Genomic DNA, 23,483 nt, shown 5'->3' with positions numbered 1-23,483 from the left:
TATTTTTAATAAGTTTTATATACTTAGAAAGCCGGATTATATATGGTGATTATTATAGAAACCATAATTTTTTCAGAGGCTTTGAAATATCCATTCAAAAAACCGCAAAGGCTTCTATATGTACTGCTATTAATTGTTCCGATAATAGGCTGGCTTGCACTTTTAGGCTATTCTGTAAGGATTGTTAATGAATTTATTGAAGGCAGATATGAGGGGCTTATCAAGCTCGATTTTATGGAAGACCTGAAGCTCGGATTCCTGTTTTTCCTGAAAGCTCTTCCTTTCTACATAGTATATTCAGTTGTACTGTTTGCTGCAATGTATGTTAACGAAGTCCTGGGGAGCCTTGTCAGTCTGTTGTTAGGGGTCTTTGTGATTCCGATGCTTGCCATTAACTTCTACAGGAAACAAACCGTTGAGTCTTTCTTTGAGTTTGACATTCTGAAAGTTGTCAGAGATAATATTGGAGAGTACATCACTACAGCGCTGAAACAGTATGCCCTTAACTTTATCTTTTTGATCCTCTCAATAGTACTTGTGGGAATACCTGCAATGTTGTTTGCAAACATGATATTCTTTGCAGACATGTACGGAAGATTGGTGGAAAAGAGAGAAGGTTCAAGTCTATAAATCATTATAAGGATTTTATATCCATTTCCGGCCAGATTTTTCTGGCCTGAATGTTTTTTCTGTAATCTGGATACATGGATTTTTACGTTGATTCGTTTCTACTTGTTGTTAATTCGTTTTCTTCATTTGTTGTTGATTCTGTGATATTGTCAGAAGTTTTTGCTGTTTCTTCCGAGAAGTTCTGTCTCGCAAGGTAATCTTCAATTATCTGTTTTTTTAATTCTTCAGGATAGTTTTCCGGAAGGTGTTCCAGATCCTCAAGACTTTCGATCCTGACGGGCTCAGGCTTCTGGTCTTCTTCGAGCATTATCCTTACCGTCTCGTTCTGTTCGGCAAGGGCACGGAGTTCTTCACCGCTCATCCGGTTTAATTCGTCACCTTCAACAAACCAGGGATCGCCTTCATTAAACCAGGGTGCACTGGCAGTTCTTTCACCAGCCTCTTCTTCTCTTCCGCTACCTGCAGCTTCTTGTGTATCCTCAGTCGGTATAAAGAAGACAATTACCAGGAAGAACACTAAGACCAGCGCAGCTGTTCCATGTTTCATATTCTTACCTGTTTTCTTCTGCTATTCGCTTCCCATTTTTCTTTTCCCTTTTGCATACTTTAACCCTCCACTTCATCAATTTTTGGATATAGGGTCTATTTGTCTTTTTCTCTCCATACTATCTAACTAAATAGAAAATTTAAATTTTATTTCACTAAATTATTTTATAATTTTGAAAAATTTGATTTTTTTACAGAAACATTATATTATTTAAAATTTCTTTTTTATTTTGTAATGTACTTGATTTTTTGTATTCGACATTGACCATCGGAGAGGCTTTCATGAATAAAACATGGGTAGCAGTAATCGTATTTTTTGGGTGTGTCGTTGGGATTCTCGGAGCATTTCACAATAGCCAGGTTGAGGCAGCTGCTGATATGGTTCTTACCGGCCATCTGAGTTATACGGAAGAGGAACTGCAGGATATGTATGACAAATACGAGATTACGGAAAATGACCTGAAATTTGCCAGGGGAGAACTTCCAAATTACCTTGAAGGTACTGTTCTTCAAAGTAACTCAAGAGTTCTGGTCACCGAGACAGGTGAACCTCCGGAGGGTTCGAAAGAAGGTGTGGATTATGATGTTGTGATGAACGAGCAGGAAATGTTAGCAATAATAGAGGAAGCAAGGGCAGCTTATATTGAAAAATACGGGGTAGACCCCTCAAATCCCAAAATTGACGAGTTCGACGGCTACCTTCTCCCTGTACAGGAAGCAAAAAAACTCGTGTTTCTTGGCATGGTAAGGGGAATGGAATAAACATTATTTGTTTCTTAATTTGAGGTTATCGAACTTAGTGTTCAGGTTTTGAGGTTTTGGAATTCTAAGATAATCCATTCAGGTGATGAAATGAGGGTTAGGAAATTAAAAGTTAGTTCAAAAACTATTTTCATGCTTTTTGCATTGTTGATTATTCAGTTCTCTCTTTTTTCCGGAGTTCATACCGCCGGCGCTGCTTCTGAAGAGTCGGAAATAGACGCTTTAATTAAAGGTCTTAATGCTTCGGATGTAAATGTTAAAGCGGATTCCGTAAAATCCCTGGTTGAAATTGGGGAGCCTGCAGTTGAACCCTTAATTCAGGTACTTGGAACTGAAGATCCGGATATCAGGGAAAATGCTGCTATCACTCTCGGCAAAATAAAGGACGAAAGAGCTGTACAGCCGCTGGCTGAACTATTGACGGATGAAGTGTGGGAGGTTGAAAAAGCAGCCACTGATGCCCTTATTTCAATCGGAGAACCTGCCACGGAACCTCTGATTGAGATCCTGCAGAATGAAAACGAAAATGTTTTCCTTCGGACGAAGGCAATTGAGGTTCTCGCCGGAATCAAAGACGAAAGGGCAATCCGGCCCATGATTCAGGCACTGAAGGAAGAACCGGAACTTCAAGCAGATCTTGGTTATCACCTGGGTCTGATGGGCGAACCAGCCGTAGAACCTTTAATCCAGCTTCTTGATGATGAAGATTCTGAGGTCAGGGCGCGTGCAGCTGAGGCTCTTAGTAGAACAGGAGATGAGCGTGCAATTGAACCGCTCACAGATGCCCTGAATGATGAAGATGAAAGAGTTCGCTTATCTGCAAAAAAAGGGCTTGATAAAATTGAAGCTCAAAAGAAAAGCATGCTAATCGCCAGGTATGGAATGAAACGCGAGTTCTACATTGAAGGCCAGAGGCAAGAATGGTTCGAGCAACTTCATACTATCTGCGATCTTTCAAGGGACAATATGAGACTTTACTTTTACCCTCAGGGACCGGTTATTAGTTATGGCTGTAGCATTGAAAACTGTGTAACTGTAGGAGTTCTGGTAGGTTCGGAAGTCAACAATTCAACTCTGGATAATATTTATAACATATTTGATCAGGCGGGAAAAGAAATCGGAGTTAATGATGTACCTGTTGTGTTCAGTTATGAAGGATTTGTTCAAGAAGATATGGAAACTTTACAGGAGATGGAAAATCTCGAAATAACCGAAGAAACAGCAGGAACCGAAGAATATAACGTAACCGAAGAATCGGCGAAAGATTCACGGGTGTCGGTGAGTACTCCAGGTCTCGGGGCAATATTTACTTTGTTAGGAATTTTGATTTCAGTCTGTATTATAAATAGGCGCTGATTTGCATGTGGTTTGAATCTTTTGTTTTGGGGTTGAAACATATGTATCCTGTAATAAAAAAATCATGTATTCTTGCGTTATTTTTATTTGTTTCTTTATTTGCTTTCATCTCAGGAGCTTCAGCGACTGAAATAGTTCTCGACACTGAACACCACCACCTTGGGGATAATTTTAAAGAAGAATTGAATCCGGGTGATCCGGAAGGTCCGGTTTATACGGCAACTTTTACTCTGGGTTCAGCGGATATAAGAAGTGTGGAACTCAGAGTTGCAGTCAAAAACATAGTTCTGGGGCCGACTGACAAATTTCTTGATAAAGTTTACCTCAACGAAATAGAAATCGGAGCCATTAATGACTATGTCCCGGCAGGAACCCCGGATGACGCTGAAGTGGATATTGAAATTCCGGTCCATCCAACTCTTTTCAATCCAGGGACAATACCATCAAAATCAGTTCCGGGAGTAATGCAGATGGCAGTAATTACGACGACTTTGAGTTTTACAACCTCACACTCCATTTGAGTGAAGCGGAGCCCATAACCCTGGAGCCACCTTTGGAAGTTGCCTGGACTTATGAGTTGCCCTGGAATCTCGGGTACGAGATACCTCCCGGGGTAACGCTTGCCGCGGACGGGATCCTCTACATTGGTAGAGAGGATTTTGGAGATGCTATTATTATAGCCCTCGTGCGGAAACAGGTACCTTACTCTGGAGTAAAGAATGGAGTGATGAATCGAGTGTTGACATGGGGTATAAGGAAGGGGTCTTGTTTGCCGTTCACTCCTCAAACATTGATGCATTGGACGCAAAAACCGGAAAAATATTGTGGAGTAAAGAAAACTCGGATATCTGGTGGGGTAATCCCGTTGCATTTGGAAATACCCTATTTATCAACACGTCCGGAGACGGATATGTGTCTGCTATTGACACTGAAAACGGGGCTTTGAAGTGGGAATATAAACTAAATGTAAGCGACGCTGGAACCGGAGGCTATGGCTATGAGCTTTCAAAGGCTCTGGTGAATGGAAATTGTGTGGTATTCGGATATAAGGAATGGCCTGACAATGAGGGCATAATTGCGCTCAATGCACATACAGGAGACATGGAATGGGAATTCGTATATCCGGGCAAGATTTTAAATCTCGAACCTTTCCTTTACAAAGACCTGGTTTATGCTTCGAGACCGAGGAGCATTATTGCATTGTCTGTCGAATCCGGAGAAGAAGTTTGGAAAACAAACAATAGGGGGTTTGAAAATGTCATTGAAATAACAGATGGCAAATTATTTGTTGGTTTTTCAAATCCCAGTGTCCTAAAGCCTGAAACCGGTGAAATTCTTAATGAGTACTCCTATTCAAATGTGAGTTTTTTCAAAGCTGTGATTGGTGATAAATTCATCTATTGTACGAATTCGAGCAGTATACAATTTTTTGATTCCGGCACTGGAGAACTCGTATAGAGCAGTAGCAGAATAAAAGGATATGACGTCTCGAAGCCCTTACTTTACAAAAACAAATTATACCTGGTTTCAACTGAGGGTACACTGTATGCTTTTGAACATGGAGATTAAGGTCTGTTCTTTACAAAGGGTCTCCTTTACAAAGGGTCTCGAGAGTTCTGCATCCTATTATTTTCCTCAGGTCGCCATAGCTGCAATGCTAATCCTGCTGGTAATACTTCTGATAAAAATGAATAACAGAGTCCTTGTCTTTGGCTCCTGGTTAATAGCTCTTACGGGGGTTATTCTTCTTTCTATTAAAGCTATAGAACCTTATAACGCCGGGCTTGGATTCGGATTCTTTGTTGCTCTTGCCTTCTTGTTTATGTTTGTAATCTTTTTGTTTGGCATTGCATTTCTTATGTATGGGATCCGAAAGAGGAGGCAGTTTTGAGAATATCGAATATTGCCGCTTTTTCTCCAATTTACCAAATTAATTCAATGTACTTGGCTGCGATATCCTCTTTTTCCTTCTCTTTTAAGACTGGCTTTTATTGTTTCTTCTTGAACTTCTCAAATCTCCGATACATCCTGAAAAGCACCCCGATTGAGGTAGAGGGGATCAGTTTTCCAGGCAATAACAGCAGATTTCGGCTCGAAAAGTCTATTTTTCAAGTTTTTTCTTCAGTCCGGTTTGTTTTGAGTTCTCAGTATATCAGCTCATCTGCAAGGGATCAACTTTCATGTATTCCCGCAGCACGGTTGTAGCGTAACTTCCCTTGGGCAGCATGAACTCAAGCACAGTTTTTGATTTTCCAGGGTTTAACTCGTCTTCTCCAACCTCAAATTTCGGTTCAACCTGCAGGAGGACTTCTCTGCGGGTACCTTTCGAACTCATTTCCGGGAACTCTTCCACATTAAAGCCTTCAAGCGAAACTCTAAGTTCTTTAAGGATCTTACTTTCGATTTCTCCGGGGACCCCGGATGCAAATTCGGTGTTAAAGCCCGGAAGAGGGGCGGTTATGAAGGCTCTGCCGTGCTTTATCAGGCGGTTCATGGCGTTTACGGTTTCGGAAGTGACTTTTTCCGTCTTTGATGAGTCCGGAAGCCCGGCTTCGTTCCTGAAGCAGACGATGTCTCCTTCCACTGCCCTGTTTAAGGAGATGCCACTTTCGATCCTGCGGCAGAGGATCATGTTATAAATATAAGACTGGTAGGCGTGTACGAACATCCTGTACAGGTTTTTAGGGAGCACGCTGAAGGCTCCGGAATAGTCCTCAGGGTTTGAGATGAGGTGGTTCATCATTGCCCTTTCGTGGCCCAGGCGGAGGGGATAGGTTTTGAGGCCTTCTTTGAAGTCGCGGGTCTCTTTTACGAACTGGCGGGCTGCTTTTGTCTCCTCGGGTTCTTCCGGGAAGGGCTCGGCAATGTAGAGCATGGCAGCTTTTTCAAAGTTTCCTTCAACAATGGCTTTTCCGACCAGGTGAGTCACAGAGCGGACAGAGCCGAAACGCTGGACCCCGAAAAAATTCGGGACTCCTCCCTGGGTCAGGACTTTGCTGTTTGTTTTCTCCAGTATGGTTCTGGTTTCTTCGGGAGAACTTGATATGTCCCTGATTGTAATTATAAACTCGTTTCCCCACAGGTCTCCGAGTTCCACGGACTTTCGGGATCGACCCAGGACTTTCAGCTCTACATCTTTTAAATGGATTTTTTCAATTTCCAGGGCATCGATATCGAAAATGCTGATCTTCTGGGTGGTGAGGGCTCGCTTGTCTTTTGTGCCTGCAACGCTTATTCGCTTCTGGCTTATCTGCAGGATTTTTGCCAGGGTCCGGGTAAAGTGGTGGGTATCCCAGTCGCGTTTTGTGAGTTCGAGAACAAGGTATCTCCCATCCTTTCCTTCCTCTCTATTTGTAATCTCTTTAACAATAAAATCCTCCACTTCCTGCCGGAGTCGACCTCCGAGACCTTCGGTGTTAGTAGAGTAAAGATTTATTCCGATCTGTTTTTCAATTTCTGGAACTTCCATGGGTTGCAAACACTCCTCTTTATAAATGGGTAAAATTTAAGGCTGGATTCTTTAAGTAAGGATAATTAAAAAGGTAAAAACTACTGATTAACAGCTAATCGGCTGATTGTCTGATGCAGATCCCTCCGGATATATTTTCTTCCTGAAAGGGTCTCACTTGTTAATATACGGAACCGATTTCAATCCCCGGGACTTATGTCAATGACTTTAACTGTGCTTGTGTTTATGAAGGTCCAGCTCCTGTAAGTTTCGTTTTCCCCGACGGCATGGACCTTTGTCTGGGCTGTTTTTCCGGGAAGCCCGCCTGCATAAAGGCTGGAAGTCGGGTCGAGCATGAGCCAGGAACCGTATTCGTCAGTCAGGTAGTTTACGTCAACATTTCCGTAATAAGCCCTTATTCCTTTAACTTCGGCTTCAATTGCATCGGTTCCGTTGCCTATATAAACGGCTGCAAAGGCATGGTTATCTGTCAGGTAAACCCGGGTAGTCCCTCCCACAGCTTCGATCATGGAGGAAAGAAGAATTGCCTGATCCTCGCAGTCTCCGGCTCCTATTCTCAGAGTAACATTGGCTGGTTCCCATATGTCGTTACCCCTCGGATCACTTACGTATTCGATATCTTCTTTTACCGTGTCAAAGAGGGCGCAGATCTGGTAGATATTATAAGCTCCGGGATATGAACGAGCTACTTCGGCTGCTCTGGCTCTCACGTCCGGTTCGGATGGCTCCACAAGTCGGTTTATTGTTTTAAAGTAATAGGAAGGGTTATATCGGTATTTCGGAGTAATTTTTTCGGGCATTGGCTTTAGATCGGTAACGACTCCGTTCATAAAATAGGGCTCGTACTCGTGCCATTTCCCTTCCGAGGTCGAGGCAAGCAGCCAGAGGACTATGTTGATGGTGGCTTTTTCTTCTTCAGGGACCTCAACTGCGATTACCCCGAGATTTTGCTCTTCCCCCGGAACAAGCAAAACTCCGCAGTCTTCGGAAAAGATACGGTTTACGGAGGCGTTAACCGAAACTCCGTACCTATCAATAAAGATCGGGTTTCGACCTTCGTTTTTAATGCTGATTTTAACATAACTTATTCCACCCTGGTAATACTCCGAGGTCTGGTAATTGCTGCTCAGAGAAAAACCGGGCTGCAATGGAGTTCTCAGGACTGGAGTAAGTTCTTTATTCGAAGTGGAGTACGAAGGGACTGCCGGAAAAGTAAAAGAAGCCCTCTCAGGTATGAATACCTCTTCAGAGATTTCAGGCTCCGCGCCCAATCCAAGATAACCTTTTAAGTCATTCGTAAAATTGCCAATTGACTCCGAAAAGAGAAACCCGATAATTGTAACAAGTACAAGGCATATAAATAAGACAGCAATAATCGAGAGTGCGTTTTTTTCTGGTGCGTTTTTTTCTGAAAACTCCGGGTTATTCATTGATGCCCTCCTGAATAGAATAACAGGCAGAACTTTTTTCTGTCCGTGGAAACATCTCTTCAGGTATCCTTTTCTCACTTTTTTAGAACGGGTTCAATCCTTTTTGTGGCATTTAAACAAGTTTGAGATCCCGCGTAACCTTATCTATAACCTCTTCTTTTGCCGGGCCTATCCCAAGCACCGTGACCGTCCCAGCCGGAATTTCCGTAAGGCCTGCGTCCTGTATCAGGGCTGTCGGGAGTCCTTCCCGTCTTGCTTTTTCCTTAAGTTCATACAGGTCCTTAATGGTGGGAACTCTCAGGACAATTTTTTTTTGTCCTCCTTCTTTCCATTTTTCAAGGTCGCTTTTGCTTGCCCATTCAGCCGCAGAAAGAGCTGCGTGAGCTACCTGTACGGCAAACTTACCTTTTGAAAGCTTCAGGTCGTCCCGGGTAACTATACACTGTTTGTATTCGCTCATCCTTTTCCTCGGGCATAGTCAAGGTCAACCTATATCTTAAATGTTTTCTGTACAGCTTTCCGGACCGAGCTTGACTGTTTCTTCAGGGGTTTCTTAAAGTCTTCTTTTAAAGCTTTGGTTTTACAGGCTGCTTACTGTTTTCACAGGTCAGATAGTTTACAGATATGGGGGATAGTTTATAGATATTGGTATATTTACAGAGTTGAAAATATCTCTATTGGAGATCTTCCTAATATTGGAGATCTTCCTAATATTGGAGATCTTCCTAATATTGGAGATCTTCCTAATATTGGAGATCTTCCTAAAATATGTTTACTATCCACAATAACATTTATAGTTAATTCATAAAATATTTTGCAGGTATTCCAGGATATATTCGGCAGGGTTAATCCCCCATGCATCGAAAATCCCTTTTCCTGAAGGCGTTCCGTTGACTTCAAGTATCCTGGAGCCCTGGCCAGTGCTTTTATCTTCAGTTTTTTTATTTTCATTGCCAGTTTGAGCTTTGGCCCCTTCTATTATATCAATACCCGCAAATGTCGTGCCTACTGCAAGGGCGGCTTTTTCCGCGATTTCTTTTTGTTCCTCTGCAAGTACACAGCGGTCTGCACTTCCTCCTCGGCTGAGGTTGTTTACCCAGGAACCTGCAGCAGCTTTTCGGTAAATTGCACCTATTGCTTTGCCTCCCACGACAAAAGCCCTGATGTCCCTCCCAGGGTTTTCTATAAATTCCTGAATATACAGCATCCCCCTCTCTTCAAGCAGCTTTTCAAGAATCTCTTCCACAGTTCCAGGTCCTGTTTTCCGGTCTGAAAACCTGATTTCTCCGTCTTTTACCCTTGCGATATCCTTTCCCTTATATCCAAAAACAGGTTTTATGACGGCATCTCCGAACCCGGACGCTGCCCTTAAGGCTGCTTCAACGCTCTGGACGGCTACAGTCTCAGGCACTGGCAGCCCGGCTCTTGCCAGGAGGTAAGAAGCATGGTACTTGTTTGCTGCATTCTGAATTGCTTCCGGAGAGTTCATGACCGTGACTCCTCCTGCCTCCAGTTCCCTCAGGATATCAAACCTGAAAGACACTCCTTCAAAAGCCCCTGCCCCTACATCTCTGACAATAAGGGCGTCAAGATCCGAGAGCAGGATTTCCCCTGCTTTAAAAAGAGTTGCCGGCTCGGAAGTTTTTGAACTTATGCTAACCTCTGCTATCCTGAGGTCCAGAATAAAAGGAAAAAAGCCTTTTTCCTTCGCTGCAGTGATGAGTGCCCGGGCTGTCCAGTCTTCCGGGTCGGTGATCGCGATCCCTATTTTTTTCATGTTTTTTCGTCCCGCTTTTGTATATTTTTAATTTTTCATAAGTTACCGATTAGTATTCAATTTAAAAATCAATCTCTTTTAACTGGTTTTGGCAAAGTTGGATGGTTACAATAGTTAAATGTCACAACAGTTCAATATTACAATAGTTAATTAGATATTTATTTCCAGTAGTTCTTGGTGGATATAGTTCCCCTCAATATGTTTTGCAGATATATATGCTGCATAATTGCTTGATTCTTTTGCATCACGTTTTCTATAGTACCTCGAAGCAATATAAGATGCAAAAAATACGTCTCCTGCTCCTGTTGTATCTACGACTTTTTTGACTCTATGTGCTCTATATTCTGTTCTTTTTCCGGAATCGGACACGATATATCCGCCTTTTTTTCCGGTGGTAACTACGATTTCTTTTAGATTATAGTGCTTAATTAGTTCTTCAGGAGTCATTTTATATGTTTTCAGGATTTCACCAAATTCTTTAATTTCAGCTTTTATCACATCTGACATATTTAGAACGTCATGTAAATTCTCTGAAACACAGTATTTGATTTTATTTTGCTCGGCTTTTCTAACATAACCCTGAACATCTAAGCTGACAAAGAATTTTTTCTCAGTTTCCTTAAAAAAAGATGGATGTATATCCTCAGGATGTAAAGGCCCCAAATGAATGTGTTCTACGCGATCTATCTCTTTCAACTTTGTACCAAGATCAATTGGAATGGCACAACAAGGCATTTCCTGTTTCCTATTTTCCTCATCAATATAGTTAATGAACTCAGTTGTTCTCTCGGTGTGTCCGTTTATGAATCTTATTTTTTGATTTAGAAAAAAATCAATAATGTCTTTATTGGTGTGAGATACATTTGATATAATAATAGGAGTTAAATTCTTTTTTTTGAATGTAATTCCTGCATAAGTAACAACTCCGCCTATTTTAACAGTTATAGTCCCTTTTTGGACAATTTTATCTACAGTTGCCGACCCAGCAATTACTATATTTTTATTCATTTCCCGGAATCCCAAATATCTCTAAATTTCTGATCTCGAAGTAATTTTCTGAAGCGAAGATTCAGAGGATAGAGTTTAGGTTCTTGAAATTCAACCCCTCCAGTTTGGATTACCTGTACTATTTTTTTTGCCTGACTGAAGAGGCCCGTATCTATTGTAGCTATGGCTGCGGAGTTTTTGCTTTCAACAAGAGATCTCATTTCTCTGGTAGCATCACAACCAACTACGAATACGTTATTTAGTTCGGAATCTTCCACTGATCTGATAACTGCAAGTGCAGTTTCGTCATTTCCAGCAAAAATTCCTAAACTTGTTTCAGAAGGACAGCTTTTGATTATTTGCGATATGTAAGGGAGACTTTCAAATCTATCGACATCTCCAATGGTAAAAACCTCAACCTCGTTATCTGGATCAAAAAATTTAATTCCGTCTATAAAACCTTTGTTCCTCATGTCTCCTCCTGGTCCTTCGATAGCACAATAAAGGCGGTCAGGCATTTTTGACATCCTGTCATATAGAGCAAATGCGGCCAGGATTCCAACTTTGAGATTATCTATTCCCACAAATGATATTCTATTTGAGGGATCATTTAGTAAATCTGATGGAGGTTGCTGATCTATAAATACCAATTTTCCCGATGGGCACTTTCTTATTATTTCTTGAAACAGTTTTTTTATTCGGAGATTGCTTAAATCTTTTGGGACGAGCAGCACAATATCATTTTGTTTTGTTATTGAGAGTATATTTTCAAGTTCCATGAATATATCATAAGATGTTTCACCCTGTGGTGGGCAAAAATGCCAGGTTGTATTTTTGACTTTTGATAGTTCAGCTTCTATAATTGTCTGAAGGCGAGAGTAGTATTCATTATGTGACAAAGTTGGAGAAACGTAGTAAATTTCGACTTGTTTTGGTTGAGATTTTTGAACTTCATATATTTCGGAACGAATTTTAGTAACAGCAGGCCCGATCTTTGGCAACAATTCTGTTATCGAATATTTTTTTAATTCTTTATTTTCATCTGGTTTACTGATGCGACACACAGTAACTCCTGCCAGGTCAGATGGTAATTTGACGTTTTCTTCATCGCAATAAACTATGAAAACACGTTTTCTTCCAAGGCGACCCATAAATAATCCAAGTTCAAATAATACGTTATCTCTTGGTAGTTGTACTACTTTATCTCTGCTAATTACAACATCATCGGGTGTTAATACCAGAATTGCAAACTCAAATTTTTCTAATGATTTTTCTAATGATTCAAGAGTTCCTTCATTAAGACCGAAGATCCCTTGATACCAAATGGTACAAGTTGCATATTCTTCCAGTTCAAGTTGAATTGCTTGTGCAATTCCCAGCCCTTCTTTTGAAGAACCTATAAAAGCCGAAACTTTTTTATTTTGCATTTCTGATCTCCCCTCTGATTATATAACCACACATGTTCACTTTAGATCCAGTTTGCCTACTTATATTACATTATTAAACTCAACGAAAATAATATAATATTTTTAATATTGATAACATAATCATATTTTTAATATTGATAACATAATTATATTTTTAATTTGAAAAATGACAAAATTGTTGTCTGCATTACTGTGCAAGTATTGTGCATTATATCTGTAATTAAGATTAGACTTGTGATTTATCCAATAAACTCTAATTTTTTATTATTATCTGTTTTAATTCTATTTCGAAAAACACTCACATATTCATTTAAGACCTACAATTTTGTGTATATTTTTAAACATTATAAATTAATCGAATTTATCAACATAAAAACAGTTGAATTAAACAGATTTCATACTGCATGTAAGAGGTTTGCCTGTTTGCTTGATTGTATCAAATTTTCAATACATTTTTTACTGCTATAGGAGCGCGGAGGGTCATGGTGTGCCACGAGGCTGCAGAAAAGATGAGGGTAGACCCCTCGGACTCGCTTTACAGGAAGTTATTCCAAACCACCCATAAGCTGCTTTGGTCAAAAGCCACGGTAGTGAGCATTATGGGAAAAGGCGAGGCTATGACTTCGTCAGGTGTGGGTTAAGGAGCCGAATGAAAATGAACCACTGAAGACGTATCGAAAACGCGATGATGTCGTCAAAACCAGGTGGCGTGACTAACCTGGGATAAGTCTGGAAGATACTCTGTTTACTGACCAGATGGTGACCGGTATATAGGTGGCGGGAACTTAACTCGTGCTTTTCTGTGGAACGTGGGAACCTGCTCATCGATGTAAAGAGAAACCTCCAAGCGGTGGACCCGCAAGGACAAAAGTATCGATGCGATGAACAGGGGCGGAACAATTCGTAGTAGTGATGAAGTGCCTGTAATGGGCATGGAGCGAAGGGATTGTATTATCCAGTTTTGAACTGCGGTCAACCTTGTCTTCAAGGGAGGAACCAATGGACAAAACAAGGCTTTATGGCTGGATAATGGGAGCCGTATGAATCGAGAGATTCAAGTACGGATCTGAGAGGGCCTGGGGGTGAAATTCCCCTGGGCTACTTACCAATGCCCAGACTTTCAAGTCTGGGATGAAGTGAACCCTCGCAGGTTTTTCGATATACACCTTAAAAATCTAAAATCGTTACTTTTTTCAATATAATGTTTTTTGACACCATAGCCACAGGGGTTTGCAGCCACCTATGGCTAGGATGTGATAAGCATTGGAATTGCGTAGTTTTAGCCATGGCTATGGTCAGACCACCTACCACATCGTATTGGCGCCTAAGTACAGATTCAAAATATTCTACAACAAGAAAGTTAAAAAGGATTGCGTCAATCCTCAAAAACATTTGTACTGAGAAAGGCTATAGAATACATGCCATGGAAGTAGTAGAAGATCATGTGCACTTGTTTGTGGAATTCCATCCAAGCACCTCACTATCCAAGGTAATTCAACACCTAAAAGGAGGAAGTTCTTACAGATTATTTAAGCTTCATCCTTAATTAAGGGAAAAATACTGGGGTGGAAGTTTATGGTCAAGTGGCAAGTTCTATAGATCAATTGGGAATGTAACTGCTGACACAATCAGGCATTATATTAACGAATCCCAAGGAAAACCAAAAAAAGAGATTAGATCTAATAGAATAAAGAAATCTGGACAATTGAAACTAACCGATTTCTAACTTCCCCAGAAATCGGCGGATGACCCGAAGCATACCCTACCTTTTAAGGTAGGGTGGCCGTCCGCAATTTGATTTTAATTCTTGCCACAAAAGGAAAGTAATCTATTCCACGAAGCAATCAATAATTTGGCATGAAAGTTCCGGGGTACTTTCATTTTTTGTGCCTGTAATTCGGGAATTTCATGTGCGTTTTTTAGAAATCGAGGTAAACCCACAATTCACAAATTTGGGTATGTAGAGTTCTTGAGATTGCTCCTACCCATTAATTCTTCTCTCTTATGTCGTGTCTTAATTAAAGTTGACTCTACAATGGGGATAGGACTTACTTATTAGATCTGAAAAACGGTGGCATTAAACTGGTAAATGTCTAAAGTGTAAAGTTTAAGCACAATGTCTAAAGTATTTGATTTAATACATAGGGATAGTAAGACTGATGTAATTATTTCACAGGTTGAATTTAATATCAACAATCTCCACTATCCAAATGTAGAAATGGTTGGTATTTTAAGGCAAGCTCTTACGGTTGATTTTACTGCTGTTTCATTTAAGAGGTTCAAGTCCCTGCTTTTTTCGGTAATCATTGATTGCCATGTGGGTTGCTTCTCTGGAAACTACAGAACACTCCAGTTTTCCCGGAGGAAGACCTTCAAGCGCTTCAGCCACGTCTTCGTTTGTAAGCTCCCAGGCTTCTTCAAGGGTCTTGCCTTTTATCAGTTCGGTTGCCATGCTGCTGGATGCGATTGCTGCTGCACATCCAAATGTCTTGAATTTTACATCTTCAATCCTGTTGTCCCGGATTTTCAGGAAAATTTTCATCTGATCCCCATGCGGGTTTCCGGCTTCTCCTATGCCGTCAGCGTCCTCTATTTCCCCCACGTTTCTCGGATTCATAAAATGGTCCATCACCTTTTTATTGTACACAAAAATCCCTCACCTTTTTATTATACACAAAACTTCCTCACTTTTCTCTAACTCCCTGGATTGCCATATATTTCTCTGGATTCTTTTCTCTGGATTCTCGATTTCCATCGGCTCTGAACTCTCTAACCGTTTCCGTATGCACGCATGATTCTGTATCACTTTTCACATTTACTTTCCGGCTTGTAGAATGGAGATATGGCCCTCAATTTTCCGACGACTTCAGGCAGCACTTCAAGGACATAATCGATATCTTCTTCGGAATTTGCATCTCCAAGGGTCAGGCGCAGCGTGCCCTGGGCAGTTTTCGGAGCTAGGCCTATTGCCCTTAACACATGCGAAGGTTCGGAAGAACCCGAAGAACAGGCGCTGCCTGTTGAACAGCAGATTCCCATCTGGTCAAGCATGAGCAGCAGGGATTCTCCTTCGATATATTCAAAACTGAAGTTCAGGTTCCCTGGAAGGCGTTTTTCCGGATGCCCGTTGAGCCTGCAGTAAGGAATTTCAAGGATTCCGGCCATGAGACGGGCTCTCATTTTACTGAGCTTTTCATTATGTGCCTCGATGTTTGCAGTTGCAAGTTCTATTGCCTTTCCCATGCCCACGATCCCTACAACATTCTCTGTCCCTGCGCGTTTTCCCCTCTCCTGCGCGCCTCCGTGCATGTAATTGTCGATTTCCGTCCCTTCTCTTATGTAAAGGGCTCCGATTCCTTTCGGCCCGTAGAATTTATGCGAGGAAAGGGAGAGCATGTCCACATCCTTATGTTCTCTCTGCAGGTCAAGGGGGACTTTCCCTATTACCTGTACGGCATCTGTATGAAAAGGAATCCCATGTTCTCTGGCAATCTTTCCTATCTCCAGAATGGGCTCGATTGTCCCGATTTCGTTATTTGCATACATGACCGAGATCAGGACGGTATCCTTTTTTATTGAGGCTTCCACTTCCGCAGGGTTCACAAGCCCGTATTCGTCCACAGGCAGATAGGTTACTTCAAATCCCTGCGTTTCCAGATACTCGCAGGGGTAAAGCACTGCATGGTGTTCAATTGGTGTGGTGATAATGTGCTTTCCTTTCTTCTGCCTGGAAAAAGCCGTGCCTTTGATAGCCCAGTTATCCGATTCGGTCCCCCCTGAAGTAAAATAAATTTCTTCAGGCTGAGCAGCCCCAAGAGCCTTTGCAAGTTTTTTCCTTGAGGTTTCCACAGCCTCCTTGCCTTCTCTACCGATAGAATACAGGGAAGAAGGGTTGCCGAAATGTTCTTTCAAAAAAGGCAGCATAGCTTCAATCACTTCCGGTTTTGTGAAAGTGGTGGCTGCATGATCCATGTATATTAAATGCGTTTCTCCCATCAGAACACCCAATGAAAATAGGAGTTTGCTCGATATGAATTTATTGTGTGCCTTTTGAAAACGTTCAGTTTGCATCATGAAGGTGTGAAAGTATCGTAAATGTGAATGAATCTGGGGAAAATAGTCTTGGGAAAATAATCTGGAGGAAAGCATCTGGAAGCCGATATATGGAGGTAAGTATCTGGAAATAGCAAATATCCCGGTTGTGTTGGGTCTTGGTTACACTGTAAATAATTTCTTAATTATTGAGAAGGTATTTATAATTCTATTTCTTTAGTCCAGTCCGAGTCAACAGGAGGCAAAAAAGGTTTTGCTAAAACAATTTTCGATTATTCTTGGCATATATTTTCTGGGTGAGTTCCTTCAAAAGATCTTCGGATTGCCTGTTCCGGGCAATATCCTGGGCATGTTAATCCTTTTTTTCGGCCTGTATTCGGGTGTGATCAAGCTCGAAATGATAGACAGGATCAGCGATTTTCTACTTGATAACCTGGCTTTTTTCTTCCTTCCGGCAGGAGTTATCCTTATAACCTGCTTTGCGGTGCTTGAGGGAAAATTGGTCGCAGTCATCGGGGTTTCCGTTATCTCAACAGTGATAATTCTGGGAGTAACCGGGCTGACAGTAGAGTTTGTCAAAAAATTCCTCCAAAGAAGGTCAATGAAGGAGGTCTTTTCTGGAAAAGGGAAAAGTAAGACAGGGAACATTCCTGAAAAAACACTTGCAGTCAAAAGAATTCAGGCATCCGGAAGAGTAAAGATACATAATAAAATGCAAACACGCGAAAGAAAAACAAGAGAGGTGAACTGAATTGCAGGCCGGTTTTTTGAGTGAGTTTGTGAATACACCCCTTTTTGGAATTCTTCTTTCTTTAGTTGCTTTCCAGATAGGTTCCCTGCTCTATAAAAAGACCCGTTCTTCGGTCTTCAATCCTCTTCTTATAGGTTTTGTGCTTGTGATCCTTTTTCTCCTTTATTTCAGGATAGATTTCGAAACTTACAATGTTGGTGGAGATTACATTTCCTTCTTCCTCGGGCCTGCAACCGTTGTCCTTGCCGTACCCCTCTACAAAAAAATCCAGCTCCTGAAAAGCAATTCCCTTCCCATAATAACAGGCATAAGTGCAGGCTGTATTGCGGGCATTTCAAGTATCTTCATCTTCTCCAGCCTTTTCGGGCTTGATGAAGTCATAACCAATTCCCTTGTCCCGAAATCCGTGACCACCCCCATCGGAATAGAGATCTCAAAACAGATAGGAGGCCTTCCTGCAATAACCGTAGCTGCAATTATAGTAACAGGAATCATAGGGGCTATACTCGGACCTTTCATTTGCCGTTGCTTCCGCATAAACGATGGGGTTGCAGTCGGTATTGCAATCGGTACAGCTTCCCATGCTCTCGGGACAACAAGGGCAATAGAACTCGGGGAAACCGAAGGAGCAATGAGCGGACTTGCAATAGGGATTGCTGGTTTGGTTACAGTTTTTCTGGCACCGATGTTGCTTTATCTTTTCTCAATCGTGTTCTAAGAATCGCAATGCGAACCTTAAGGCTGCCCCTATTAAAGAGGATATTATTTCTTAATATCCCGGCTCTTCTCTTTTTTTATCATGTTCCGCACAGAACCGGATTTAACCTGCCAGCCAGATACAAAAAAGAAAACCTGAGTTCAATAAAGGTACTTATATAGTGGTCGCAATCTGGAAGGAGTCTGCCAAAGGCTTAAGAAAATATTTCGTCTGACCACGAAACTTATCTCCTCTCCTCTTTCATCTTATTCTTCGTCTTTTTGGGAAAGACCGCTCTCCTGTGCCGACGGGCCAAAAACGACAAAATACAGCGAATAATGCTGTACGGATTAGATAGATCTATAATTTGGTCCGCATGAGTGAAGAGAAGAAGTAACGTTACTCGTCCATAGGTTGGTCCTCTTGAGCGAGCAAAGCCCACTGCTGGAACCTGTAAATTAGCCTTCTTGAGCGCAGCTCACTTCTCCATAAATAGTCTGCTTGAGCGGAGCGAAACAGACCGCGCACTGCAGAGCCGCAACTCTGCCGAAACAGACCGCGTACTCCCGAGGCGCAATTCGGAGTTACCTGAAATCCGTATACACTCGCATCTGGAAGTTGCCCTGTTCGATCTTTTTTCTGATGATTCCTTTTGCAATTCCCACATAGATTTCTCTGATCTGGGGAATTAACATGGAAAAGCCTATGGCGTCGGTCAGAAAACCGGGGGTCAGGAGGGCAAAACCCCCTATCAGGACAAAAAGCCCGTGCAGGAGTTCATTTCCAGGCATATATCCCTGTCTTGTTGCGTCCTGAATCTGGTGGAATACCCGAAAGCCCTGGCTTTTTGTCAGGTAAGCCCCAAGGCTTGCAGTAATCAAAATAACGAGCACGGTGTTAAAAGCTCCGATTATACCCCCTATCTTTATAAGGAGATAAATCTCCACAAGGGGAATAATCAGAAAAAGGGAAAATAGTTTGAGAAACATGGTGGTCAGTTTCAGAGATCCTTAAATGGTTATTAAGCGTTTATTTGTTTTTTTCGGTACTGAGCATTTCATTTTAAATTTCTAAGCAATAAAGAGAGTATAGTTCTCATATATTGTTTTTTTGGAGCCCTGTGTTTTTTGAAGCTTAATCCTGTAAGCTTCGAGACCTTACAGGCAGAAAGAATCAAAACTAAGAATCTGATATGGTTTTTTTGAGACTATATGCCTTCCAGCCCTTAAGGTAATTGAACTTGCTCCGGGTTGACTGGAGAGTTTTTTTCTGTTTTTTATCTTTACAGTTCTTCTGTTGAAAAGCCAGGGCTTTTGGAATTAACTTTTTTGACCCACAATGTAAGCTGCAATATGACCCGCAATATAATCTGCAATGTAACTTAAAACGTAACCTGAACATATAACGAATTTTATCTCCAGTTTAATACGAAACAGTAATTTTTCAATGTTTGATTTATGCCTTATTCGAAATTTTTTAAATACCTTCTCTTCGGGATAATACTATCATTTGATATGCTTTTTTTTTCCATTCGTATTTTTATTTATTTCTTTTTCAATTTTTCAATCTGGTTTATCGTATCATTTTTTATGTTTTTATATATCTTATTGTATTTTTATATTTTCTCCTTTCCTGCATCCTTGTTTTTTATCCTGCGAAATCTATTTTTTTAGGAAAACGCTGTCGTTCAATGCAATTAGTTGTTTTATTTTGGGTTGCAAAGGGATAAAGTGTTATATGATTATTGTAATATTATACTGATTCTCATATACACTATTCAAACACTAATATTATGTCAAATAGTCTTACGCACTATTCACTTACTAATATATTCAATTAATTGTAAAACTATACTCCGGATGTTACACTGACAACCCCCCTAAATCAATTAACACTCAGTTTTCTGAGGTGCCGGATAATGAACTTTGAAGCAATTGACGATTTCGTATACGAAGTAATTGGAATGATCGGATCCGATCAGAAAAATCTCCCCTGTGCAGTCGATTTTGCTCTGGAAAGCTCAAAAAAGAAAGCTTTTTCCCCAAAACTCTTACTTGACCTCTCCAGGGCATGCAGGCAGCAAAAAATGCATTTGGAAGAATACGTTTTAGCAAAAGTTTGCTTAATGCAGGCTTCCGGGAAGCTCCGTGAAGATTCCTGCTATGCGCTGGGCACTGCAGCACATGTACTGGGCTTTTCCCCTGAAGCCGAAGCAAGCTACTGTGAAGTTCTTAGCGAAAACCCTGAAAACGCAGATGTAAGATGCGCTTACGCTGAACTTCTTCTAGAGCTCGGAAGGATTCAGGATGCAGAAAATGAGTATAAAGCCGTACTTGAAGCCTCTCCTGAAAATGTGAAAGCAAACGCCGGGTACGCTTATCTCCTTACCGAATACGGGTATGGAATTGAAGCAGAAGAGTGTTATCTTCGAGCCCTTGCCGGAAACCCGGACTATGTCCCTGCCAGAGGCGGGTATGCAAACCTGCTATTTGAGCTTGGAAGGCTCAGGGACGCCGAAAAAGAGTACAGGCTCGCCATGAAGCTGGACCCCGAAGACCCAAGCCTCCACCACAATTTCGGTGTTTTACTCTCTTTCCTTGGGCGTTCTTCGGAAGCCGAGGTCGAGTACAGGAAGGCTCTTTCCCTTAACCCCAGGCACAGGAGAACTCTTTTCAACTACGGGAACCTCCTCGCAAGGGAAGGCAGAGTCTCGGAAGCTGAAGAACAGTACATGGAAGCCCTTGCCCTTGACCAGAACGATGCAAAAGTTCATTCCAATTATGCAAACCTTCTTGCCCGCTTCGGAAGAAGGTACGAGGCTGAACTGGAATACAAAAAAGCTCTCAGTCTTGACCCTGAAAGTGCTGAAGGACATTACAGCTACGGCAACCTTCTGACGGAACTCGGGCGCTTCCCCGAAGCAGAGGAAGAATACAAAAAAGCCCTTGCTCTCAACCCTTATTATCCCCCTCTCCACTACAACTACGGTCTGCTAATGAGAAAAATGAGGCGCTTTGACGAGGCCAAAGTGCAGTATACAAAAGCAATGCAGCTTGATCCGGATATCGGGAGCAAAATGACCGAGACCTGGATTATCCTGGACTAAGGACAACCAGGAAAATGTTTCAACATAACAGGGTATTTTTACTTGACAGATATTTCAACTTAATAGGATGATTCACCTGAAGAAGATCTAACAGGTTGTTTCAACTGAAGATGTTAAATTCATTATCTTGGTATCCAGATAAAAACGATTAACAATCCGGCATAATAAGCCTCCAGTTTGAAGTAGTGACTCAGCTGGAGCAACTTTTATTTTTCCCAACTTTTTTGCTTTAATCAGGTTGTGTCTTTACCTTTTCTGGCTAAAATTCTTTTCTGACCGAAATTTCTGTCTTATCGGTTCCGGTTTTTAAAGGTAATAATTTTTATTTCTCCTTTCTCGATAACGGCAAAAGCAGCAGCATTTCCAAGCCCCACATAATCCGGGCAGGAAAAAAGGGAAAGTAGTTTGCCGTCGAACCACCATTCATATCCGGTCCTGAGAGCGGTATGTCCTCTTACAATCCTTTTCAGACCATTTGTTTCCAGAAAGCCGTCAACAATATCCGGCCCGAATTCCTTTACCGTGGAACCCCTTAATGAAGAGCTCATCCCCGGGTGTTTTGAGGGGTCATTCCATAGATAGGGAAAAGCCCCTTCTTTTGTGATGGTATCGATACTTTCGATGCCATTGATTCCTCCGTGCACGCAGAAGATCTGTCCGGAGATCACCGCTGCTACCGGCAGCCTGTCATATGTCCTGCTGATATTCAGGAGAAAACCCCGGTCAAAACCAATTTCCTCAAAAAAGCCGTAATAGAGGTTCATATCCACGGTTTCGTGGTTTCCTCTGAGCAGGAAAATGTTTTGCGGCTCTTCAAGTTTCAACCGGAAAAGTTTTACCAGGACTTCTGTCCCCTGCATCCCGCGGTCCACATAGTCTCCCAGAAAAAGCATTTGTTTGCAGCCCAGTTCTTCTCTCATTCCCATTACAAAGTCGAGGGCATCAAGGTCCCCATGGATATCCCCTATAAGCATAATCGATTCCGCAGGTTCCGGGTCAATCCGGAGCACGGCAGGCTCGGACTCAAGTAAGTCATTTATCTTCGGGAGGAGAAGTCCAAGTTCTTCTTTCATTTTTGCCTTTTCATGGTTATTTGCTGATGTTACGGAACCACCCCGATATATTCCCTGAAAAAAAGTCCGCAGAGGCTTCAAAGCCTTCCCGGAGACTTCAAAGTCTGCCTGTCGGCAGTATTTTCTGTGAAGTAGTTTTTTCTCTAAACTAAGAGGAAGTTTTACTCGATAAGCATTTCTGGTAAGCATTCCTGAGTCAAGCACCGAAAGGTCAGTCTGCAGTTTTTATCTAATTATAAATTACTGCGCAAATATGCAGCTATAAACCTGATTACCTTCATATACTGAAACAGGAAAAGCCAGTAAGCAAAAAAACCAGTAAACAGAAAAACAGAAAATAGGAAAAAGAGGTAAAGAATAAAGAGCAGGATAAAGAGAGATATGCTAAGGAGTTGTCACAGAGCAAACTATGCACAGGTTTCAATTCGATGCCTTGATTTTCAAGATCGATATCATCAATTGAAAATCAACTTTATGAAAAATCTGCCTAATCTGTTTTGTGACAGTTACTAAGTTTAAGGATCTGAACGGGAGTATGGAACATGGAACTTGATATCAGTGAGCAGGACCCTGAAGAGATGGACCTTGCCGATGTTGCACTTGAGTATGAAGAGCTTGTCTCTGCAATATCTATTCTTGAAAAGAGGCGGGAAGAACTCAGGACCCGCATTATGAATACCTTTGCAGAAAAGGAAATTGATGTCCTGAGAGTGGGGCATGTTGAACTCAAACGGCACAGAGTGGACTGGAAACTCTGGCACGTAAGAAAGCTAAAGCCTTATCTCATGGAGCGCGAACTCTGGGATATGGTCGAATCGGTTGACAGGAAGACTCTCAGTAAACTGATAGAGAAAGGTTTTCTGACCGAAGAAGAACTCGAGGGTACGTATGATGTGGAAACAAGGTACAGTTTACATGTGAGCAGAGTTTAATTTAGTGATCGGATCTTTGCGGTACTGGAGTTCAATTTGTTACTTCATCTGGCTGGCAAGTCAGTCCAAAACCCGCAAGGTACAGGACGAGAATAGTGAAAGATAAACTTTCCGAACTGTTTTTCTTTTTGCCTTTCCTGCTTCTCCTGGCTCCTATTTTTGAGACTATCTTTTCTAATCTTTTAAATAATTTAATATAGCTAATCTTCTCTAGCCAGGCCATAGATACAATGGATCCCCTGGTAATGAAATGGTTTATGAAGCATCCTTGAATGCAAACGTCAGTAATTTCATTTACTTGGATGCACGTAGTGAATAGAATGATTTACAGGCTCTGTAGGGAAAAGGGGGAAATCGTACCAGCCTGTGCATGATCTCGCATCCGGGGGCTGCAAAGTAGTTCAAGAATACTATAAATCAATACAAGTATTAGCTTAATAGACATTATTTTGTGTTATTTTCGATTTTCATAAATACAGAATATGAT

General features: G+C 41.5%; 23 protein-coding genes and 1 pseudogene. 12 read left to right on the top strand and 12 right to left on the bottom strand.

What is annotated here, in order from left to right; genetic code table 11:
• The first annotated feature begins 42 nt into the window (after positions 1-42).
• On the top strand, positions 43-630 hold the full coding sequence (locus MA_RS17105) for a DUF4013 domain-containing protein (protein ID WP_011023211.1): 588 nt from the start codon (positions 43-45) through the stop codon (positions 628-630).
• A gap of 82 nt (positions 631-712) precedes the next feature.
• Here the strand turns inward: MA_RS17105 and MA_RS17100 are convergent, their stop codons facing one another.
• Positions 713-1,177 (bottom strand): hypothetical protein, encoded by a 465-nt coding sequence (locus tag MA_RS17100; RefSeq protein WP_011023210.1) that lies wholly within the window; start codon positions 1,175-1,177, stop codon positions 713-715.
• 281 nt (positions 1,178-1,458) lie between these two features.
• Here MA_RS17100 and MA_RS17095 point away from each other — a divergent pair, with 281 nt between their 5' ends.
• The 5 genes from MA_RS17095 (at position 1,459) to MA_RS28905 (ending at position 5,185) form a co-directional block, all read left to right on the top strand.
• Positions 1,459-1,938: a hypothetical protein gene (locus MA_RS17095; RefSeq protein WP_048065660.1), complete on the top strand. Its 480-nt coding sequence runs from the start codon at positions 1,459-1,461 to the stop codon at positions 1,936-1,938.
• Between the two features lie 90 nt (positions 1,939-2,028).
• Positions 2,029-3,294, top strand: coding sequence for a HEAT repeat domain-containing protein (locus tag MA_RS17090; RefSeq protein WP_048065659.1), 1,266 nt, complete (start codon positions 2,029-2,031; stop codon positions 3,292-3,294).
• 41 nt (positions 3,295-3,335) lie between these two features.
• On the top strand, positions 3,336-3,815 hold the full coding sequence (locus tag MA_RS28915; RefSeq protein WP_048065658.1) for a hypothetical protein: 480 nt from the start codon (positions 3,336-3,338) through the stop codon (positions 3,813-3,815).
• 223 nt (positions 3,816-4,038) lie between these two features.
• Positions 4,039-4,752 carry a PQQ-binding-like beta-propeller repeat protein gene (locus MA_RS28910; protein WP_048065657.1) on the top strand — a complete coding sequence of 238 codons (714 nt, stop codon included), beginning with the start codon at positions 4,039-4,041 and terminating at the stop codon, positions 4,750-4,752.
• 88 nt (positions 4,753-4,840) lie between these two features.
• Entirely contained in the window at positions 4,841-5,185 is a 345-nt protein-coding gene (locus MA_RS28905) for a hypothetical protein (RefSeq protein WP_048065656.1), read from the top strand.
• A 261-nt stretch (positions 5,186-5,446) separates the two neighbouring features.
• Here the strand turns inward: MA_RS28905 and truD are convergent, their stop codons facing one another.
• From truD to MA_RS24750, 6 genes are all read right to left on the bottom strand, one after another.
• Positions 5,447-6,763, bottom strand: a complete 1,317-nt coding sequence (gene truD, locus MA_RS17070; protein ID WP_048065655.1) for a tRNA pseudouridine(13) synthase TruD — start codon at positions 6,761-6,763, stop codon at positions 5,447-5,449.
• Between the two features lie 179 nt (positions 6,764-6,942).
• The gene (locus MA_RS17065; protein ID WP_048065654.1) at positions 6,943-8,193 is read right to left on the bottom strand and encodes a transglutaminase-like domain-containing protein; all 1,251 of its coding nucleotides are present in this window, start codon (positions 8,191-8,193) and stop codon (positions 6,943-6,945) included.
• A gap of 112 nt (positions 8,194-8,305) precedes the next feature.
• Positions 8,306-8,653: a peptidyl-tRNA hydrolase Pth2 gene (gene pth2 / locus MA_RS17060; protein WP_011023203.1), complete on the bottom strand. Its 348-nt coding sequence runs from the start codon at positions 8,651-8,653 to the stop codon at positions 8,306-8,308.
• 342 nt (positions 8,654-8,995) lie between these two features.
• Positions 8,996-9,970 carry a tetrahydromethanopterin:alpha-L-glutamate ligase gene (mptN, locus tag MA_RS17050; RefSeq protein ID WP_011023202.1) on the bottom strand — a complete coding sequence of 325 codons (975 nt, stop codon included), beginning with the start codon at positions 9,968-9,970 and terminating at the stop codon, positions 8,996-8,998.
• Positions 9,971-10,120: 150 nt separating this feature from the next.
• A complete protein-coding gene (locus MA_RS17045) occupies positions 10,121-10,978 on the bottom strand; it encodes a carbohydrate kinase family protein (RefSeq protein ID WP_048065652.1) in 858 nt (285 codons plus the stop codon).
• Positions 10,975-12,384, bottom strand: coding sequence for a TIR domain-containing protein (locus tag MA_RS24750; protein WP_011023200.1), 1,410 nt, complete (start codon positions 12,382-12,384; stop codon positions 10,975-10,977). The genes MA_RS17045 and MA_RS24750 overlap by 4 nt, the downstream gene beginning before the upstream one ends.
• Before the next feature lie 482 nt (positions 12,385-12,866).
• Here MA_RS24750 and MA_RS27355 point away from each other — a divergent pair, with 482 nt between their 5' ends.
• Positions 12,867-13,025: a hypothetical protein gene (locus MA_RS27355; RefSeq protein WP_157860294.1), complete on the top strand. Its 159-nt coding sequence runs from the start codon at positions 12,867-12,869 to the stop codon at positions 13,023-13,025.
• Positions 13,026-13,647: 622 nt separating this feature from the next.
• Positions 13,648-14,110, top strand: a pseudogene (gene tnpA / locus MA_RS25795) (IS200/IS605 family transposase).
• A 540-nt stretch (positions 14,111-14,650) separates the two neighbouring features.
• Here the strand turns inward: tnpA and nifU are convergent.
• The 3 genes from nifU to nifS are packed head-to-tail and all read right to left on the bottom strand — an operon-like array spanning position 14,651 to position 16,380.
• Positions 14,651-15,031, bottom strand: a complete 381-nt coding sequence (nifU, locus tag MA_RS17035) for a Fe-S cluster assembly scaffold protein NifU (protein ID WP_011023199.1) — start codon at positions 15,029-15,031, stop codon at positions 14,651-14,653.
• Positions 15,032-15,068: 37 nt separating this feature from the next.
• Positions 15,069-15,197 (bottom strand): hypothetical protein, encoded by a 129-nt coding sequence (locus MA_RS29515; RefSeq protein WP_282678917.1) that lies wholly within the window; start codon positions 15,195-15,197, stop codon positions 15,069-15,071.
• The gene (nifS, locus tag MA_RS17030; protein ID WP_048065651.1) at positions 15,187-16,380 is read right to left on the bottom strand and encodes a cysteine desulfurase NifS; all 1,194 of its coding nucleotides are present in this window, start codon (positions 16,378-16,380) and stop codon (positions 15,187-15,189) included. Before nifS ends, MA_RS29515 begins: the two co-directional genes overlap by 11 nt.
• Positions 16,381-16,690: 310 nt before the next feature.
• Here nifS and MA_RS17025 point away from each other — a divergent pair, with 310 nt between their 5' ends.
• Positions 16,691-17,188: a CidA/LrgA family protein gene (locus MA_RS17025; RefSeq protein WP_011023197.1), complete on the top strand. Its 498-nt coding sequence runs from the start codon at positions 16,691-16,693 to the stop codon at positions 17,186-17,188.
• Between the two features lies 1 nt (position 17,189).
• On the top strand, positions 17,190-17,906 hold the full coding sequence (locus MA_RS17020; protein ID WP_011023196.1) for an LrgB family protein: 717 nt from the start codon (positions 17,190-17,192) through the stop codon (positions 17,904-17,906).
• Positions 17,907-18,469: 563 nt separating this feature from the next.
• Here the strand turns inward: MA_RS17020 and MA_RS17015 are convergent.
• On the bottom strand, positions 18,470-18,874 hold the full coding sequence (locus MA_RS17015; RefSeq protein WP_011023195.1) for an FxsA family protein: 405 nt from the start codon (positions 18,872-18,874) through the stop codon (positions 18,470-18,472).
• Positions 18,875-19,803: 929 nt separating this feature from the next.
• Between MA_RS17015 and MA_RS17010 the strand changes: the two genes are divergently transcribed.
• Positions 19,804-20,991 carry a tetratricopeptide repeat protein gene (locus tag MA_RS17010; RefSeq protein ID WP_011023194.1) on the top strand — a complete coding sequence of 396 codons (1,188 nt, stop codon included), beginning with the start codon at positions 19,804-19,806 and terminating at the stop codon, positions 20,989-20,991.
• A gap of 290 nt (positions 20,992-21,281) precedes the next feature.
• On the opposite strand, the gene MA_RS17005 is transcribed toward MA_RS17010, so the two are convergent.
• Positions 21,282-22,064, bottom strand: coding sequence for a metallophosphoesterase (locus tag MA_RS17005; RefSeq protein WP_157860293.1), 783 nt, complete (start codon positions 22,062-22,064; stop codon positions 21,282-21,284).
• 542 nt (positions 22,065-22,606) lie between these two features.
• On the opposite strand from MA_RS17005, the gene MA_RS17000 reads away from it, so the two are divergent.
• The gene (locus tag MA_RS17000) at positions 22,607-22,996 is read left to right on the top strand and encodes a hypothetical protein (RefSeq protein ID WP_011023192.1); all 390 of its coding nucleotides are present in this window, start codon (positions 22,607-22,609) and stop codon (positions 22,994-22,996) included.
• Positions 22,997-23,483: the final 487 nt, after the last annotated feature.

It is taken from the genome of Methanosarcina acetivorans C2A (assembly GCF_000007345.1).
In the GTDB taxonomy this organism is placed as follows: Archaea; Halobacteriota; Methanosarcinia; order Methanosarcinales; family Methanosarcinaceae; genus Methanosarcina; species Methanosarcina acetivorans.
Note: the sequence above shows the minus strand (reverse complement) of the source record. Positions and strands in the feature narration are given on the sequence as shown.

Coding starts and splice junctions, on each gene's coding strand:
- MA_RS17105 (WP_011023211.1), top strand. CDS start 43: ATGGTGATTATTATAGAAACCATAATTTTTTCAGAGGCTTTGAAATAT.
- MA_RS17100 (WP_011023210.1), bottom strand. CDS start 1,177: ATGAAACATGGAACAGCTGCGCTGGTCTTAGTGTTCTTCCTGGTAATT.
- MA_RS17095 (WP_048065660.1), top strand. CDS start 1,459: ATGAATAAAACATGGGTAGCAGTAATCGTATTTTTTGGGTGTGTCGTT.
- MA_RS17090 (WP_048065659.1), top strand. CDS start 2,029: ATGAGGGTTAGGAAATTAAAAGTTAGTTCAAAAACTATTTTCATGCTT.
- MA_RS28915 (WP_048065658.1), top strand. CDS start 3,336: ATGTATCCTGTAATAAAAAAATCATGTATTCTTGCGTTATTTTTATTT.
- MA_RS28910 (WP_048065657.1), top strand. CDS start 4,039: ATGGGGTATAAGGAAGGGGTCTTGTTTGCCGTTCACTCCTCAAACATT.
- MA_RS28905 (WP_048065656.1), top strand. CDS start 4,841: ATGCTTTTGAACATGGAGATTAAGGTCTGTTCTTTACAAAGGGTCTCC.
- truD (WP_048065655.1), bottom strand. CDS start 6,763: ATGGAAGTTCCAGAAATTGAAAAACAGATCGGAATAAATCTTTACTCT.
- MA_RS17065 (WP_048065654.1), bottom strand. CDS start 8,193: ATGAATAACCCGGAGTTTTCAGAAAAAAACGCACCAGAAAAAAACGCA.
- pth2 (WP_011023203.1), bottom strand. CDS start 8,653: ATGAGCGAATACAAACAGTGTATAGTTACCCGGGACGACCTGAAGCTT.
- mptN (WP_011023202.1), bottom strand. CDS start 9,970: ATGAAAAAAATAGGGATCGCGATCACCGACCCGGAAGACTGGACAGCC.
- MA_RS17045 (WP_048065652.1), bottom strand. CDS start 10,978: ATGAATAAAAATATAGTAATTGCTGGGTCGGCAACTGTAGATAAAATT.
- MA_RS24750 (WP_011023200.1), bottom strand. CDS start 12,384: ATGCAAAATAAAAAAGTTTCGGCTTTTATAGGTTCTTCAAAAGAAGGG.
- MA_RS27355 (WP_157860294.1), top strand. CDS start 12,867: ATGGTGTGCCACGAGGCTGCAGAAAAGATGAGGGTAGACCCCTCGGAC.
- nifS (WP_048065651.1), bottom strand. CDS start 16,380: ATGGGAGAAACGCATTTAATATACATGGATCATGCAGCCACCACTTTC.
- MA_RS17015 (WP_011023195.1), bottom strand. CDS start 18,874: ATGTTTCTCAAACTATTTTCCCTTTTTCTGATTATTCCCCTTGTGGAG.
- MA_RS17010 (WP_011023194.1), top strand. CDS start 19,804: ATGAACTTTGAAGCAATTGACGATTTCGTATACGAAGTAATTGGAATG.
- MA_RS17005 (WP_157860293.1), bottom strand. CDS start 22,064: ATGAAAGAAGAACTTGGACTTCTCCTCCCGAAGATAAATGACTTACTT.
- MA_RS17000 (WP_011023192.1), top strand. CDS start 22,607: ATGGAACTTGATATCAGTGAGCAGGACCCTGAAGAGATGGACCTTGCC.